General features: G+C 42.9%; 16 protein-coding genes. 8 read left to right on the forward strand and 8 right to left on the reverse strand.

Going from position 1 to position 16,363, the window contains the following annotated elements; translation table 11 throughout:
• Positions 1–410: 410 nt before the first annotated feature.
• From ACP7AE_RS02660 to pilG, 3 genes are all read right to left on the reverse strand, one after another.
• Positions 411–941, reverse strand: coding sequence for a chemotaxis protein CheW (locus tag ACP7AE_RS02660; RefSeq protein ID WP_426241245.1), 531 nt, complete (start codon positions 939–941; stop codon positions 411–413).
• A 3-nt stretch (positions 942–944) separates the two neighbouring features.
• Complete coding sequence (locus ACP7AE_RS02665; RefSeq protein WP_045444033.1) at positions 945–1,307, reverse strand: response regulator; 363 nt, start codon at positions 1,305–1,307, stop codon at positions 945–947.
• Positions 1,308–1,589: 282 nt separating this feature from the next.
• The gene (gene pilG / locus ACP7AE_RS02670; RefSeq protein ID WP_045453505.1) at positions 1,590–1,967 is read right to left on the reverse strand and encodes a twitching motility response regulator PilG; all 378 of its coding nucleotides are present in this window, start codon (positions 1,965–1,967) and stop codon (positions 1,590–1,592) included.
• A 689-nt stretch (positions 1,968–2,656) separates the two neighbouring features.
• On the opposite strand from pilG, the gene ACP7AE_RS02675 reads away from it, so the two are divergent.
• From ACP7AE_RS02675 to ACP7AE_RS02705, 7 genes are all read left to right on the forward strand, one after another.
• Positions 2,657–3,949 carry an efflux RND transporter periplasmic adaptor subunit gene (locus tag ACP7AE_RS02675; protein ID WP_426241246.1) on the forward strand — a complete coding sequence of 431 codons (1,293 nt, stop codon included), beginning with the start codon at positions 2,657–2,659 and terminating at the stop codon, positions 3,947–3,949.
• Between the two features lie 297 nt (positions 3,950–4,246).
• A complete protein-coding gene (locus ACP7AE_RS02680; RefSeq protein WP_045444030.1) occupies positions 4,247–4,969 on the forward strand; it encodes a response regulator transcription factor in 723 nt (240 codons plus the stop codon).
• Positions 4,970–5,071: 102 nt separating this feature from the next.
• Positions 5,072–7,261, forward strand: a complete 2,190-nt coding sequence (locus tag ACP7AE_RS02685) for an ATP-binding protein (protein ID WP_426241247.1) — start codon at positions 5,072–5,074, stop codon at positions 7,259–7,261.
• A gap of 511 nt (positions 7,262–7,772) precedes the next feature.
• Positions 7,773–8,543: a methionine ABC transporter ATP-binding protein gene (locus ACP7AE_RS02690; protein WP_055124775.1), complete on the forward strand. Its 771-nt coding sequence runs from the start codon at positions 7,773–7,775 to the stop codon at positions 8,541–8,543.
• A 19-nt stretch (positions 8,544–8,562) separates the two neighbouring features.
• Positions 8,563–9,249, forward strand: a complete 687-nt coding sequence (locus tag ACP7AE_RS02695; RefSeq protein WP_426241248.1) for a methionine ABC transporter permease — start codon at positions 8,563–8,565, stop codon at positions 9,247–9,249.
• 219 nt (positions 9,250–9,468) lie between these two features.
• Positions 9,469–10,428: a MetQ/NlpA family ABC transporter substrate-binding protein gene (locus ACP7AE_RS02700; RefSeq protein ID WP_201540118.1), complete on the forward strand. Its 960-nt coding sequence runs from the start codon at positions 9,469–9,471 to the stop codon at positions 10,426–10,428.
• 301 nt (positions 10,429–10,729) lie between these two features.
• Positions 10,730–11,578, forward strand: a complete 849-nt coding sequence (locus ACP7AE_RS02705; protein WP_426241249.1) for an aldo/keto reductase — start codon at positions 10,730–10,732, stop codon at positions 11,576–11,578.
• 105 nt (positions 11,579–11,683) lie between these two features.
• On the opposite strand, the gene ccmE is transcribed toward ACP7AE_RS02705, so the two are convergent.
• From ccmE to ccmA, 5 genes are all read right to left on the reverse strand, one after another.
• Positions 11,684–12,184 carry a cytochrome c maturation protein CcmE gene (ccmE, locus tag ACP7AE_RS02710; RefSeq protein ID WP_045453493.1) on the reverse strand — a complete coding sequence of 167 codons (501 nt, stop codon included), beginning with the start codon at positions 12,182–12,184 and terminating at the stop codon, positions 11,684–11,686.
• Between the two features lie 271 nt (positions 12,185–12,455).
• On the reverse strand, positions 12,456–12,677 hold the full coding sequence (gene ccmD, locus ACP7AE_RS02715; protein ID WP_045444018.1) for a heme exporter protein CcmD: 222 nt from the start codon (positions 12,675–12,677) through the stop codon (positions 12,456–12,458).
• Positions 12,678–12,721: 44 nt separating this feature from the next.
• Complete coding sequence (ccmC, locus tag ACP7AE_RS02720) at positions 12,722–13,510, reverse strand: heme ABC transporter permease CcmC (RefSeq protein ID WP_201582032.1); 789 nt, start codon at positions 13,508–13,510, stop codon at positions 12,722–12,724.
• Between the two features lie 241 nt (positions 13,511–13,751).
• Entirely contained in the window at positions 13,752–14,408 is a 657-nt protein-coding gene (locus ACP7AE_RS02725; protein ID WP_426241368.1) for a heme exporter protein CcmB, read from the reverse strand.
• A gap of 139 nt (positions 14,409–14,547) precedes the next feature.
• Entirely contained in the window at positions 14,548–15,177 is a 630-nt protein-coding gene (gene ccmA / locus ACP7AE_RS02730; RefSeq protein ID WP_201560535.1) for a heme ABC exporter ATP-binding protein CcmA, read from the reverse strand.
• Between the two features lie 133 nt (positions 15,178–15,310).
• On the opposite strand from ccmA, the gene ACP7AE_RS02735 reads away from it, so the two are divergent.
• Entirely contained in the window at positions 15,311–16,348 is a 1,038-nt protein-coding gene (locus ACP7AE_RS02735; RefSeq protein ID WP_426241250.1) for a hypothetical protein, read from the forward strand.
• Positions 16,349–16,363 lie beyond the last annotated feature (15 nt).

Genomic DNA, 16,363 nt, shown 5'->3' on the forward strand with positions numbered 1-16,363 from the left:
GCAAAGAGGATGCCTAATACCCCTACGACAAATATAATCGCTGGTAAAGTAACGGATTGATTAAAATCAGCCAAGTACTGACTTACTGACGATAACGAATTGACCAGCCAAATCAGGCAGGCCACACTTATTAGCACAAAAAACCCTAACAATAACTTCCACTTGCTATTAGCGTCCTTGCCATCTGTTGTATTGGTCGTACCAGCTACAGGTTTCTTTATAACATCACTCATCGTACGTATTCCTTTCAAACAATCATCAAAGTCTCATCGTGACTGACTTTGACAATCTTATTGTTATAAAAACAACAGTGATTAGCAAAGCCTGTATGAATACTGACACCCAACCGTATCATGTCATTCGCTATTATTTCGTCATCGTTATAGCAGCCAGATAGCTGTTATCGACTGCTATATTGCAGCATCGGTATACTGCAGGTCTTGTGCGAGCAGGCTTGGCATAAAAACATACCAATCTTGCTCATTTTTAAAGAACTTACCGTGATTATAAGGAGCAAAGGGCGAATTAGGCTCTATAGCTTCTGCACGGTATTGATCATGCGTAAATTGTTCAATCCCAATAACTTGATCCACTAACAGTCCTGAAAAGAGATTGTCATGTTCAATGACAATGACTTTTCGTTGGCTCATTTGCGTTAAACGACTAGGAACCTGTAGAAACTGAGACAAATCGGTGATTGGCAATAGGCGTCCGCGAATATTGGCGATGCCTAGCATCCAAGGCTTCACTAGAGGCAAGCTGGTATACTCTGGCATGGCCAATACTTCTGATACTTGACCCATCGGTGAAACTAACCGCTGTCCGCCAATCTCGAATACCACACCTTGCCAGTCATACTCTTGTCCACCGCGGCGACCACTTTTGCGCGCGCGTGCCAAGTCTGCTAAACGCAGAAGCTCAATAAACCCTCTGGAAGCCACAATCTACTCCATTACTTTACGAATGATATTAACCAATCCATTTTCGTCAACGGGCTTTGCCATATACTCTTTAGCGCCTTGGCGTTTTCCCCAAACTCGATCGGTTTCCTGATTTTTGGTACTGATCATAATCACTGGAATATGCGCGGTGGTCTTACCTCGAGTAATTTTGCGAGTGGCCTGAAAACCGTTCATCTCAGGCATAACCACGTCCATTAAAATGACATCTGGTAAGTGATCAATGGCCATCTGGCAACCTTGCTCACCATTTATCGCCTCTAATACTTTAAAATTATGTCTGGCAAGCATGTCGCGAAATTTCGCCATCTCAGATGGTGAGTCGTCAATGACTAAAACTGTAGTCATAGGAATTTCCTTTATTTTCGAAAGTATCCATAAGGATATGTTGTTATATTATTGAGACAATCCGACTGAAAGTAGCACGCCAACCATGAATGGCAGGGCAATTCTCTTAACAGTTTCGATTAAATATTGAGCAGTTATTAGTAATATTTTATCAATACTAAATCTCTTAACCGTAATGCCTAGCCTAATTTATCTGATTCTATATAAAGCATAGCAATGCATAAATCATACCAACTTGTAAGACAATATTTAATGATATGTCTACAAGTGGACTTATTTATATTAGCGGTACTGATTAATTGCCTCGAACAGCTCATCTTTACTAAATGGCTTGGTCAGATACTCATCTGAACCCACGATACGACCACGCGCTTTATCAAATAAGCCATCTTTAGACGACAACATAATCACAGGTTTGCTGGCATAATCAGGGTTGTTTTTTATTAGCGCACAAGTCTGATAGCCATCCAAACGCGGCATCATGATGTCGACAAAAATAATATCTGGATTGTTATCGACAATTTTTGCTAAAGCATCAAAACCATCAATGGCGGTCACAACTTCGCAACCCGCTTTTTGTAATAAAGTCTCTGCGGTACGGCGAATGGTTTTTGAATCATCAATCACCATTACTTTTAAACCATCAAAATTATTTTCCATTATCAGTGTCCTATAAACGACTATTTATTCTTAATACTATCCATCAATGCAAAAATTTAACGGTTATTTCAACTTGTCATATCATTCATTGTTGGACTGATATGAGACGCTAAATTTGCATTACCATATGTTATGACAGTCAACATATCATCTGCCAGTATCTGCCTGTCAAACAGAGCGTCAACATGGGCTACTATACGCACTTTCTAATTAATAAGCTTACTAAATTGCGCCAAATCTATGGCTTTTTAGACGACTTATTTTGCTTTTATTATCGTCCACTGCAACCGTATTTGGTCTAAAACAAGGTAAAGTACCTTTTATTACTGATGACCTTGACGATAAAAGAGGTAAGCCCGAAGTAGAAGAACCATCAACCTTATGATATTTCTGCATTATATAGAAACGCTTGGCACATTGCTGAATAATTTTATTTTGTAATAAAAATGTATCATTGTATTTTGTTATGTTTGTTTTAGCACAGTTATCGACTAATTTCCAGTTATGAGTGAGCCAATATTCGAACTGGTCAGTAATATAAAAATTTGTTCAGACTTGCTATCACTCCTAGCTTAGCTAATGACTGGATTTATCAGCCTTAATGTCAGCGGTTTATTAAGTTTTCTGCACTTATTTCACCCAGTTGCAATTCACTATATAATAAAACGATGACTACTATGGTGACTGCTATGACGGCTTCTAAATTTTTAAAAAATAGCACCTATCTACTGAGTGCTTTTCTTCTTGCTGCCTGTCAGCCATCACCGCCTACCAATGAGCCTGTGACTGCAGAAAACAGTGAGACTGTAGATACCCCTATTGTCATTACCGACGATAGTGTGACCATGACGCCAGATCATATATTAAGCATAAAACCTTCACGTTATCAGCCCAGTCTTGGTTTACAAGGTAAGATCGAACCTATCAAACAGACTAAGCTTATCGCTGCATACCCCATTAACGTCGAAGAAATACTGGTTACTGAGGGTCAATGGGTAGAAAAAGATATGCCGCTGCTTATTGTTCGACGCGTGCAATCAGAAAGCAAAACAGCAGATACATCCAACCCAGCCAAGGAGCAATCTTCGGCATCGAACAGCGTTGCCCCAGATTCTGAGATGACGAACGATGCGGTTGATGTAAAACAAACACACTCACAAAAAACGGACGCTAGCTCAAAACCCAATCAACCTACAGCAGAAAATGGTGCAACAACCACTAAAAACGATCCAATTGCTAACAAAGAAGAGGCAGCAGCAAAAGCCACAGTGGGCGCTCCTAAAAACGCAGTCGGCAATCCTAAAAACAATGACCAAACCAGCGCTAATAGCACGGCGAGCTCAAAACCGCAGCAGAATCAGTATAATTTGATCACTGTGCGTGCCAGTTTTTCTGGCCGTGTAAAAAACTTATATATCAAAGCAGGTCAAAGACTAGAGGCGCGCACGCCTTTATTACAGATTAGCGATGAAACTAAATTACACTTTATCGCGACCCTACCTATTCAAGCAGAACCGCAACTTTCGGTTGGTCAGACTGTCAATTTCACAGCTGAAGGTATGTCGGAACAGTTCACAGGACAAGTCAGTAAACTGACAGCGACCAGCCAGCCGAAAAAGCTGTTGGTCTATGTTAACGTCATTGACAATGAAGCAAGTCGAGACAAGTTATTGCCAGATATGAAAGTCACGGGGCGGGTTAATTATGGTCAAATAGATGTGGGCACTATCGTACCTAAGCGCGCGTTGCACGATGTTGACTTGACAGAATTACAAACGTCACCATATAAGCCTCTGTCACCGTTGACTGCTAACGTGTGGATTATTGGACAGGATCAGCGCCTGACACGCCAGCCTATTGAAGTAGTCGAATATGACCCTATCACAAAGCAGTATTTAATTGCAGGTATTAGCAACGACAGTTTGATTTGTTTGGCTGATTTACCGGCTGATGCTAAAGGTAAAAAAGTCAATGTCTCATAGCTATGCATGCCGACAGTTACATTGTGTAGAAACATTAACAAAGCCTCTCTTGTTTTGTAACTGCGTAATTAGGCAATATGGCCGTATGATATATAGCATTAACCGAGTATTCTGAATCATTGGTATTAAATGACTCGATATCTTGAAAGTTTGAGAAATCTTAGAAAGTTTGAGAACCTAGAGGCTTAATCGTTTAACTGTTTAAGATCCTAAAATCAGCGATGTATTTATCGTGATATAAAATATCAAAACAGATGAAACGTTTGGCCAACCATAACAACAACTAGAGGATAACCCATGAGCAAGCAGATTTTATTAATCGAAGATGATCCTGATCTAGCTGAGTTAATCAGCGATTACCTGACCATGAATTATTATGACGTCCATCATGCAGGGCTTGGTCAAGAAGGGCTTGATTTATTGGATGCCAAAGAGCGTGACATTGATTTGGTCGTACTTGACTTAATGCTGCCTGACATGGATGGTATGCAAGTTTGTCAAAAAATTCGCGGCAATAAAAACAACATGACCAATAAAGTGCCAATTATCATGTTGACCGCGAAAGGTGATACCACCGATCGCGTGCTAGGTCTTGAGATGGGTGCTGACGATTATATATCTAAGCCTTTTGAGCCACGTGAGCTTCTCGCTCGAATCCGTGCTGTTATTCGCCGTCATGAGCAGCCCAATCAAGCAGATAGCCAGTCTGACAGCTTGACCTTTGGTCGTTTGAGCGTGTTCCCTGACAGCCATGAAGTGACCATCGACGATGAGCCTGTTCGTTTAACGACGCATCAGTTTCAATTATTGCATTACTTTGCCACCCATTCTGGTAAAGTATTGAATCGCGAGCAACTGTGGCAAGCCATGCCCAATGATGACAGCTCAGATAATATCGATCGCGCCATTGATGTTCACATCTCGCGTCTGCGTGCTTTAATTGAAGACAACCCACGCCAGCCAAAACGTATTATTACGGTACGCGGTGTTGGTTATCAATTTGCCACTGATCAGGTTTGATCACAAAAGCGGCAAATTAATCGATAAAAACCATACTTTTGATTTGTTTATGCAAATTAGAAGCATGAGTCGATATAAACGGCTGATAGTAGAGATGGTTTAATGCAGCAGTTGGGATTTCGTTCGGTATTTGCCAAGTTATTTGCCAGTGTCATGCTGGCACTTATTTTATTTGCAGTGGCGATGGTGCTGTTGACGCAACTTGTGCACGATAAAGATGCAAGTATTCGATCAGAAGTATTGGCCACTCAGATTTTAGGACAAATAGACCCTTTCTTGCATGAGCTGAATATCTCTGTTAGCGAGGACAATCGCTTGCAAGCGCGCTTTATGCTAGCAGTGGTCAAAAAGAGCTTTGATATCTTTGATGAGTCGTTACAGGCAAAGATGGGCTTGTATGACAGCGAAGGTCGATTGCTAATGCAAACGGATAACAGCGATTTGCCGTTGGAGTTGCCCGCACCGCCCTCTTTATTTTCACGCGTTTTTCCCTCTCTAGCAGACACCTCCCCTACCAAGCAAGCTCAGGTTTATAGCAGCACCGGCTATACGCTTTTGTATGAATCACGCTTACCGCCTAAAAAACCAGTACTCTCCTCTGCGCTGAATTTATTTACTGGCACACTACTATTGTTACTTATTATGGCAGGTGTCCTATGGTGGATTGCTCGTACCATCACTTGGCGCATCAATCAGATGAGCCAGCAGATGGCGCAACTGGGTGATGGTGATTTTACCGTACGGGTGAATGCTCGTGGTAACGATGAGATCGCCTCACTAGCGCGTGGATTTAATCAAGCAGCACAAAAAATCGAACACCTTATCGATGCCAATAACCTGCTCTTAGCACATGCTTCTCATGAGCTACGTACCCCCATTACTCGTATTCGCTTACAGATTGAGATGATGGATATGCTCGCAGGGGCGCTACCAGCTGATACCAAAGCAAAGTTTGATAAACGTGCGCAAGCGATTAACCGCGATTTGTCGGGGCTCAATGATTTGGTAGAGAGTATCTTATTGGTGAGTCGTTTAGACGCCGGTCATGCCTTGCAGCAAGTTGAAAGCTTAGACTTATATGATCTGGTGAATCAAGAGCGGCAACATTATCCTGAAGCGACGCTCATTGGTGAACATATTGTGATCGATGGTCAATCATCGATGTTGACCCATTTGATTCGCAACTTGTTAACCAATGCCATGCTACACGGCAAGCCACCCGTGACGGTACTATTGTATGGCGTGCAAACTATTGATGAAGCAGATACCATACCTGATTACCTGCTACAAACGATACTCTGCAGTAGCTTTGCCGATTATAATAGCTCTGATTTTGACTCCTATCACGAACCAATCGAGGTTAATGAAGACAATACGCACAATCATATTGCGCATAGTCATACACACTCAAACGATTCTTCTCATAGTACTGGTAAAGTTAAATCTGAAGCAACGGATGCCATTATCGTGTTGCCAGCCCCACCGATATATAGAAACGGAGAAAATATTGCGGTTGAGCATGATCTCAATTCTGATACTGATACCGATACCGATACCAATGTAAATATAGAGACTAAAATCGATAAGGCTGATATTAATACCAACAGCGACATTGACTCTATTGAGACCTGTGCAACCTTAACAGAATCTACTGATGTGGATAGTGTTCAAACGGACTCAAGCACTTCGACAAACTTAGTCAACAGTAACGATACCGTTGGAAGCACCAGCGCATCCTCATTGATTGCTAATTATCATAACTTTACCAATGATTTGACTGACAAAATTAAAAAGATGGTTTGGAAAGCAGTTCCTGACACTGAAGAGCCGTCTGCAGTTATCAATGACGCTAAGAGTACTGCCTTGAATGATGCAATTCCTAAATCCAAAGGTGCCATAATAAATAAAGGTGGCAATACACGCGACAAGGGTGATGCTCAAAATAACACTCAAAATCCTACGGAAGTACTCAGTACACCGCGCAAAGAAGGCTTGTTTGCCAAGCATCTAAAAAAAGCCAAGACCGATCCTGTACGCCCATTACCGAAATATGCAGTATTGGCAGTGATTGATGAAGGCACGGGTATTCCAGAAGACAAACGTGAAGAAGTATTTAGCCCATTTGTGCGATTGCAACAAAAAAATAAAGGCTCTGGACTAGGCTTATCGCTAGTATCACAAATCGTTACCGCCCATCAGGGGCGCATTATTACTGATACGTTGAATGGACATACTAGGTTTTTAGTTGTTATACCAGTCAAGCACGACCCACATTATCACCAGCATGACTAGAATGGGCTAAAAATGGCTAAATTTTGCCAAACATCGTCAAATAGCGTATCAATGTCTCGATATTATTTGCGCTATTTTCCTTATTCGACGGCAATTTATCTCATTTTTATCACTATTTTTAAAATGAGGACACGACCTAGTCAGCGATGCTATAGTCGATTCAATTTAAAAGTAGTACAAGGCAACCGAGTATAGATGTATATTTAATACTTCAAGCGAGGTTAACGCCGTAATACTTTTATAGTGGAATGACTATATAAGGTGCTATGAACAGACACTTCATTCTACTGGATCGTCTCGACTCACATTCTACAAAACCCCTCTTACTAATAGCTATTAATCATAAGCCTGTCACGGATGTTCATATCCAAAGTGCTCGATAATATGCTATATTAGCGCCCCTTATTATAGGGTTATTAACGGTTGTTTCTTAATTGGCTTCTTACATTGTTAAAGAGGCCCGACAGCGCGTTTGTGACTATTAAAAAAATTATTGAATTTTGAGCCCTCCATGAATGACATGATTGTCTTAAACAATGTGACCAAGAGTTTTTTAAGCGACCGATCAATCAAAGACAAAGATGGCAAACCACATTGGTTTACTGCCGTTGAACCGACCTCGTTATCTGTCCAGCAAGGCGAAATCTTCGGCCTAATGGGATACTCGGGTGCCGGTAAGTCTACTTTGCTACGCCTAATCAATATGCTTGAGCGTCCAGATGCTGGTCAAGTCATCGTTGATGGCACTGACTTGACCACTTTGTCTGCCAGTGAATTGCGTATCGCTCGGCATAATATTGGTATGATTTTTCAGCAGTTTAATCTGATGTCCAATCGTACTGTTTTTGACAACGTGGCCTTTAATTTAACTGTTTCAGGATATCCGAGCCGCGACATTCATAAACGAGTCATGGATTGCCTAGAGATTGTTGATCTAACAGACCGCGCTGGTCACTACCCTGCGCAGCTGTCAGGCGGACAAAAACAGCGTGTCGGTATTGCCCGAGCGATTGCCCCCAGTCCTAAAGTATTATTGGCTGATGAGCCAACCAGTGCGCTTGATCCTGCGACGACCCGCAGCTTGTTGACTTGTCTACGCGATATCAACGAACAACTTGGCGTCACCATTGTGATTGTGACTCATGAGATGAGTGTCATCCGTAGGCTATGTGATCGCGCCGCATTACTGCATCAAGGTCAACTCTTGGAAGTTGCAGATGTGAGAGACGGTCTGATTCAAGCGACCACCCCGATTGGCAAAGGCTTAGTGCACGAAGACTAATGAGGCAGGAGAAATAAATATGTTAACTGGTAGTGAATTATCCGCCTCGATAGACAAGCTGTTTGCCCTGCGCAAAGAGATTGTAAACGCGTTTATTGATACATTTATTATGCTTGGCATCTCAACGACGGTGGCGATTGTCATCGGTGGGTTGTTTGGCGTATTTTTGTTTTTATCCAGTGATCGACAGTTTTTGCAAAACAAAACATTGTATGGTCTGCTTGGTGGTATCACCAACTTTATGCGCGCTTTCCCATTTGTCATTTTGATGATTGCCATGAGCCCATTTACGAAGGCTATCGTTGGCACGGGTATTGGACCGATTGCGGCCTCATTGGTACTCGCCATTGCAGGTTCGTTTTATTTTGCCCGTTTGGTCGAGCAAAACTTACGTGAAGTGCCACGCGGTATCATTGAGGCGACCGAGTCTATGGGCGCACGTCCCTTGACCATTATTACAGTCTTACTCAATGAAGCACGCTCAGGACTGGTATTGTCCGTGACGATTCTCTGTATCAGCCTGCTCTCTTATTCAGCAGCGGCGGGCATGATTGGCGGCGGTGGTCTGGGGGATTTGGCCATTCGTTATGGCTACTATCGCTATCAAACGGAGGTGATGATTTTTATCGTTATTGTCCTATCAGTCATGGTTGTCTCCATTCAAGCATCAGGTAATTGGTTGGCTAACCGTTTGGATAAACGATAGAAAAAAAGACTTAGACAAAGCCAGTCAACGCTAATATGAATAATACTCAAGGTTTAATGCCGATTCATCCTAAGCAAAATGCTTGACTTTGTTACTGAGACCCTTTAATTTTGATACTAACTTAACAGTCGTTAACTTAGCAGCATTACTATCCCTAATGTTGCTTTTTTAATGGCCAGCGTTTGCCCTCCATCCCATCCCTCTTATTAAGGAAGTTCCATGAAATTAACAGATATCAGCCGTCAGTTAGCGACTGCATTTGCGGCCGTTGGCGTATCAAGCCTAGTCTTGGTTGGTTGCAACAACTCATCAGCACCAGAAGCGACTAAAGAGCCTGTTACTGAAGGCTCAACAGCAGAAACTGCCGCTAGCGATATCGATCCTGAGCATACCAAAATCGTCATCGGTACCACCGAAGGTGACTTCGCCGATATGGTGCGCAACCAAGTGAAAAGCTCACTGGAAGCGCAAGGTTACGAAGTTGAGCTGATTGCTTTTACTGACTATGTACGCCCAAACCTTGCCTTGGCTGAAGGTGATTTGGACATCAACATCTTCCAGCATAAGCCTTATCTTGATACCTTCAAAAAAGAAAACAATCTTGATCTAGTAGAAGTTTTCCAAGTACCTACTGCCCCACTTGGCATTTACTCAGGTAAAAAGACCACGCTTGATGATGTCTATAAAGGCATGAGAGTCTCTGCACCAAATGATCCAAGTAACTTTGCTCGTGCGCTGGTGATGATGGATGATCTTGGCTGGATCAAGCTAAAAGACAATATTGACCCACTAACGGCATCAAAAACTGACATCGCTGATAACAGCAAATACGACATTGAAATCATTGAGTTAGAAGCCGCTCAATTGCCACGTGCTCGTGATGAAGTCGACTTTGCCGTCATCAATGGCAACTATGCCACGGATGCTGGTATCAAGCTGACTGAAGCACTATTTCAAGAGCCTAGCTTTGCTTATGTCAACTGGTCAGCCATCAAATCAGCAGATGCTGGCAAAAAATGGGTCGAAGATGTGACCAATGCATATAATTCAGAAGCCTTTAAAAAGTATGCTCATGAAACTTTCCCTGGTTATAAGTACCCAAAAATCTGGGGCTCTGATCACAGTGCGCACACGGATACCGCAACAAAACCTGCACCTGTAGAAGCGGCTGCTCAATAAGCTCTTAAGCCAAAAACACTTAAATATCGTCTTCGTCCCGCTTGTAAACGCCCATTGCTAGATAGTGATGGGCGTTTTTTATGGGCTCGATTTTACGATTTTTATTTTTTAACCGCGCGCTGCTGTCTATCAGTTACTAAAAATGACGTTACAGCCTGTTTGTCCTTTGTAGGAAAGCGTCACGTGCCCTTTTACTTGCTGCCAATTTTTTCTATAGTGGGTAGGTCAAATAGAGAGGGTGATCAGAATATTGATGATTCGATGCTCTATCAATAAATACATAAATAACAAGGATAATAAGATGCGTGCTAAAACTTATAATATTCGTACCGCTGGACAAGCAAATATTCCTGTACTAGGGCTTGGTACATGGCAATCGACCGGTCAAGATTGTGTTGATGTCGTCAGTCAAGCGTTGAAAATGGGTTACGAGCATATCGATACCGCTCAAGCTTATGGTAATGAAAAAGAAGTGGGTCAAGGTATCAAACAATCAGGGGTATCTCGTGATAAGTTCTTTTTGACCACAAAGATTTTTCCTGATGACATGAAGTTTGAGCCTGAGGAATTGATTGCCGCCGCCAAACGCTCTTTAGCAGACTTAGATACTGATTATATTGATTTGCTACTATTGCACTGGCCTGATGACCGTGTTCCTTTATCTGAAACCATTCCTGCCTTGTGCGAACTACAAAAACAAGGTTTGACGCGCCATATCGGTGTATCTAACTTTAATATTGCCAATATCATTGAAGCTGAGAAATATGCTGATGTACCGATTGTGGTCAATCAGGTTGAGTTTCATCCTTTCATCAAGCAAAAAACCTTGCAGACTTTTTTGAACAATCACCACATTCTACTCGAAGCTTATTCACCACTTGCACGCGGGGATGTATTCGATAATGAGATTATTAAAGAAATCGCTGACAAACATAATGTCACGCCAGCACAGATATCATTGGCTTGGATTCTGGCAGACAAGCATCGTATCGCTATTCCGAAAACGTCTAACCCTGATCATTTGCAAGGCAACTTAGACGCTATAAAAGTACAATTAAGTGCGGATGATATTGAGAAAATCAGCAGCTTAGCACGTGCTGATGGGCGCAAAATTAAGCATCCAGATTACTCTCCTGAATGGGACGACTAAATGCTTGGAAATAACTACCAAAACTTACTAGTACCAAAATTCGTGTAAAAAAAGAGCCGCTAATATATTATTAGCGGCTCTTTTACTATGGTATGGACTATATAATTACTGCTGTAGAGTATCCGTCTCATGTACCTTTTCAGCAGGATTATATTGCTCAGAAGGAGGCACTACACCGCTACGGTTGTTTTCTTTCATCGATTTGGCCACTTCTGGCGGCATGTAATTTTCATCATGTTTCGCCAAGACTTCTCCAGCGACAAAAGTATCACCCTGCATCTTACCTGTCGCGACGACACCTGAGTTTTCAGCAAATAAATCTGGCAAAATACCTTGATAAGTCACAGGTACGGTCGATTGAAAGTCAGTAATGGCAAACTCAACGTTTAGTGGATTGTCTTCTGCGCGCTGGACACTACCCGCAACGACCATACCGCCTGCTCGAATACGCTTATCTTGTGGTGCTTCACCTTGTGCAATCGCGGTAGCATCAAAGTAGTAATCGGTCTGTTGCCCAATGGCATAAAGAACCAATACCACGGCTATCGCCGCTCCTGCAAGCGTAAACATAACCCACATCAGTTTTTTGCGACGAACTGCGTTCATACCACTACCTCATTAATGAGTCACTGTTTTATAAACTATAGTCAATGCCATACAAATATATAAAACAGAAAAATTTGAAGAAACTACCATTAGAAAAACGTTCTAAAAATGTCTTTCTAATCGTACTCTTCTAATGGCTATATGGTAGCATTTTTCGGACAAATCAATAAGCCCTATAACCTCTGTGGCAGTCACCTCTTTATCAGGTGCTAAGTTGCAGATTGAGTGGCTAAAAATTAACGGCTAACGCTAGATAGGACGAACCTACTAGCTAATTAGGCTGCTTGGTGACAGGCATGGTTGTTTTAGCAGTACGCTGTGCTTGCCGCGCTTGCTGAATGGTCAACTGCTTGATTAAAGCCTGTCGTTGTCTACGACTATAAATAACAAAAGCCAGCATCATGCCAACGGTAATTGCCCAGCATGACCAAACGAACACGCCATGCTTACCCATGGCAAGAAATTCAGATACGCTATAAAAGTAAGGCTGCATAATATTTTCCTAGCCGTGATTTCTTTTGGCGACAGTCATGACCATCATTTAGCTTGCCCGCGAATATATTCTTTGACCCACGCTTTGCCTTGATCACGATACAAGATAAGGGTATTGGTACGATAAATCGCTAATGTTGCCACTAATAAGTAACTACCGATAATCATTAGTAGTAACGGCATCCACATATCTGCAGACATTTTAGGTGCGGCGGTCAAAGTAAAGGTCGAGCCTTGATGCAAGGTGTTCCACCACTGTACCGAATACTTGATAATGGGCAGATTTACTGCGCCAACAATAGACAAAATGGCGGCGGCTTTACCACGATTGGCAGTATGCTCAAACGCGGCAAATAACGCCATCACGCCCGCATACAGAAACGCCAAGATGAGCATAGAGGTCAAACGTGCATCCCAAACCCAGTAAGTACCCCAAGTGGGTTTCGCCCAAATAGAGCCCGTGATTAAGCTAATCACACAGAGCAAGAATCCTAGCGGAGCAAGCGCTTGTGCCACTAAGCTAGCCGTTTTTATTTTCCAAACTAAAAAAATGACTCCGAGCACTGCTAAGGCAAAATAGATGGAAATAGCGATACTGGCAGCGGGTACGTGAATAAAGATAATGCGGTAGCTATTGCCCTGCAGATAATCAGGCGGCGCAAAAGCGAGACCCCAGATACTACCGATCAACAGGCAAATACTGGCTAATATGGCTAACCACTTGACCCAAGGCGAAAAAATGCGAAAAAACTGCTTGGTACCCACAGTGGTCAAAAAGCCTTGCCAGATGCGCTGCCACAAGCTAGGAGATGAGACGTTATTCAAGTTGGGCATGGGAATAAACCTATTGGCACAGCGTATTGGTTGTAACCGATATAGCGCATCATGGGCGCGACTACCTGTTAACCTGCCGGCGTTAAACACTGGATAGAATCTACAAGTGATTGTTTGCTTAGTTAACTGACTATTATAGCAAAATTGCCAGTTTTCAACATGCTGTTAATACAAAGGTTTTTTATAGCCTTTTCTATTACAAACTCTCAATACAGAGAGTTGTACATAAATTATGTCGTTTCTAATTCAGCCACGCCATTTTTAACGTCATGGCAATCACCCATGGCATCACCAAAACCGAGATAATACTACCTGCTAATAATAAAGCCAGTATCGGTAAGCCATTGAGACCAGTGGCAAATAAATCAACCGCTCCTGTGGCAAAAATCAACACTGGTAACTGCATCGGCAAAGCAATCAAAGGCACTAGCACCGCACCATTCTTTAATGACAGCGTCAAACTACTCGCGACCGCTGACAGCATCAACAACATCGGACTGCCCATCACAATAGAAGCCATCAATATCCACGCCTCAAACCAACTAAGCTGAAACAATGGCACGGCAAGTAAACTAAGCGCTGCCACAATACCACTACTAAAAATCCAATGGATAACCAAACGGATCAACACCCATAAGGGCAATGACGCTTTGGCAACGACCAATTGCGCCAGCGTGCCATTATCAAGGGCAGGCTTAAACAAACCATCGACACCCATGACCAGTGACAACAGAGCGGCAATCCACACCGCCGACACGCCAAGGCGTTGCAATAGCGCAGGCTCGCTACCCACTGCTAGCGGAAATAAGGTGATAATGACCAAAAACAGCACTAGCGGATAAAGCCACTGCACGGCGCCTTGCTGTTTGACTTGCCACTCGCGCCGCCATAACTGCATAAAGCTGATACCGCGCACCGCAGCTAAGTCAGTATTTGAGCTTTTATTCACTGTTTGTACTGAACCGTCTATTTCTATCATTTATTTGCTCTTCTACGGATGCTTGGAACACTTATACTGAGAGTATGCAAACTAGTATTCAAACCATATAATCGGACAAATCGAGCACTTGATTGGCAACACCAACGGCCTGATGACTGGTCATTAATATAGCGCCGCCTTCATGGGCAAAATCGCGCAATCTGTCTTCCATTCGCGCTACCATATCGACATCAAGGGCAGTAAAAGGCTCATCAAGTAGCCATAATGGTGTTACCTCAGGGGTCAATAAATATAACCTTGCAAGGGTAATGCGGCGGGTTTGCCCAGCAGATAAATGGCTTGAGCTAATCGTCTCAAAGCCTTGTAATCCTACCCAAGTGAGGGCATCATCAATATCAGTAACGCTTGGGCTAATCCCATATAAATTTAGCAGAAAGGTCAGGTTTTGCGCGACCGTTAGATTTGGATGTATACCCAACTGGTGCGACACGTACAAAGGCTGAATAGGTAAATTCGCTGCTCCTTGATAATAAACCTCACCGCTTAACACTGGCAATAACCCAGCCAGCTGCATCAGTAAAGTGGTCTTACCAGTACCATTGGCACCAATTAAATGGCAAATGCTACCAGCTGCCAGATTGAGTACTACCCCTTCACATAGAGGGGTTTCGCCGCGCTGAACGGTCAGCTCATCAAGCGCAAGTAAGGCGGTATTCAGAGCTGTCATCAAAACCTCTCATTATTTATTAAGCGGCAGTCAATATTCATCACAAACACAGATGACGTTCATGGCATAATACTTTATGCTTACCCCACCCACACAGTATAACAAATTGTCGATTATTATGACCTCAAAACCTATGCAGACTTCAAAAGATAACCAAAATTTAGATATGCCAGCGCTAACCATAGATGGCTTAATCGAGGCACAAGTTGCCTTTATGCAGCAATGGCTACGCATGCAAGCTGAACCGCTGTCTATGCAGGCATGGCAATGGTTTGCTGCACAGCCATTAAATAAATATGTCAGCGCCGATAATTTGCAACAGCTGATTAATGACTGGCTACTCAATAAACCGATGACTGATGTGATACGTAAAGATATTCGCGATATCCTGCATACGATTATTTATCATCCAGTCAATGACAATGTGCCGTTGTCTGAGCTGGTGGATGACACTCAAGTTGAAACCCTTGCCAATTATGTTGGTAGCCACGATCAGCAACGCAATATCTTGATTCATACATTGGTCGGCAACGAGACTTTTGCCGATTTGCTAACCCAAACGCTATATCATGCCATTAATGACTTTATGGAATCCACGCTAGATAAAGCCGGTGCTGCCGGTAAACTGATGAAGTTTGGACGTAGCTCGTTTGAAAAAGCAACCAATCGCAATCTTGATGAAAAATTGCAGACGTACCTGCATCGCAATATTAAAGATTTAGCGCATAAAGCAGAAGCCAACGCCCAAGCGCATTTAACCAACGAAGAGGTTGCGCGCTTATTGGTCACCGGTTGGGGGCGCATCAAAGAGAAGCCGATTAGCGAAATCCAAACTTATTTACGTGATGAGCCTAACGATAGCAGTATTAAGCATATTGAAAACAGCATCCAACAAAGCTATAACCGTTTGCGCCTATCGCCTTATTTGCACAGCCTTGTGGCAGCGGGCGTCGATACCTGGTATACCAACCATCAAGCCGATAGCATGGCCAATATCGCGGCAAGCCTACATATCGATGAGCAGGCAATAACGCAATTGAGTACTGCCCTGCTCCCTGTCGTCACTGACGCCCTTGAAAGCTCATGGGTTACGGCGCATATAACAGATATGCTGCAGGCGTTTTACGCCCAGCCTAGTATCAAAGCAGGATTGGTATTTGGCAGCGATTAATCTGCTGTTGTAACG

Source organism: Psychrobacter sp. TWP2-1-2, from assembly GCF_049896785.1.
GTDB lineage: Bacteria > Pseudomonadota > Gammaproteobacteria > Pseudomonadales > Moraxellaceae > Psychrobacter.

Coding starts and splice junctions, on each gene's coding strand:
- ACP7AE_RS02685 (WP_426241247.1), top strand. CDS start 5,072: ATGCAGCAGTTGGGATTTCGTTCGGTATTTGCCAAGTTATTTGCCAGT.
- pilG (WP_045453505.1), bottom strand. CDS start 1,967: ATGGAAAATAATTTTGATGGTTTAAAAGTAATGGTGATTGATGATTCA.
- ACP7AE_RS02675 (WP_426241246.1), top strand. CDS start 2,657: ATGACGGCTTCTAAATTTTTAAAAAATAGCACCTATCTACTGAGTGCT.
- ACP7AE_RS02680 (WP_045444030.1), top strand. CDS start 4,247: ATGAGCAAGCAGATTTTATTAATCGAAGATGATCCTGATCTAGCTGAG.
- ccmE (WP_045453493.1), bottom strand. CDS start 12,184: ATGAACGCAGTTCGTCGCAAAAAACTGATGTGGGTTATGTTTACGCTT.
- ACP7AE_RS02665 (WP_045444033.1), bottom strand. CDS start 1,307: ATGACTACAGTTTTAGTCATTGACGACTCACCATCTGAGATGGCGAAA.
- ACP7AE_RS02725 (WP_426241368.1), bottom strand. CDS start 14,408: ATGCAGTTATGGCGGCGCGAGTGGCAAGTCAAACAGCAAGGCGCCGTG.
- ACP7AE_RS02695 (WP_426241248.1), top strand. CDS start 8,563: ATGTTAACTGGTAGTGAATTATCCGCCTCGATAGACAAGCTGTTTGCC.
- ccmD (WP_045444018.1), bottom strand. CDS start 12,677: ATGCAGCCTTACTTTTATAGCGTATCTGAATTTCTTGCCATGGGTAAG.
- ccmC (WP_201582032.1), bottom strand. CDS start 13,510: ATGCCCAACTTGAATAACGTCTCATCTCCTAGCTTGTGGCAGCGCATC.
- ACP7AE_RS02690 (WP_055124775.1), top strand. CDS start 7,773: ATGAATGACATGATTGTCTTAAACAATGTGACCAAGAGTTTTTTAAGC.
- ACP7AE_RS02705 (WP_426241249.1), top strand. CDS start 10,730: ATGCGTGCTAAAACTTATAATATTCGTACCGCTGGACAAGCAAATATT.
- ccmA (WP_201560535.1), bottom strand. CDS start 15,177: ATGACAGCTCTGAATACCGCCTTACTTGCGCTTGATGAGCTGACCGTT.
- ACP7AE_RS02700 (WP_201540118.1), top strand. CDS start 9,469: ATGAAATTAACAGATATCAGCCGTCAGTTAGCGACTGCATTTGCGGCC.
- ACP7AE_RS02735 (WP_426241250.1), top strand. CDS start 15,311: ATGCAGACTTCAAAAGATAACCAAAATTTAGATATGCCAGCGCTAACC.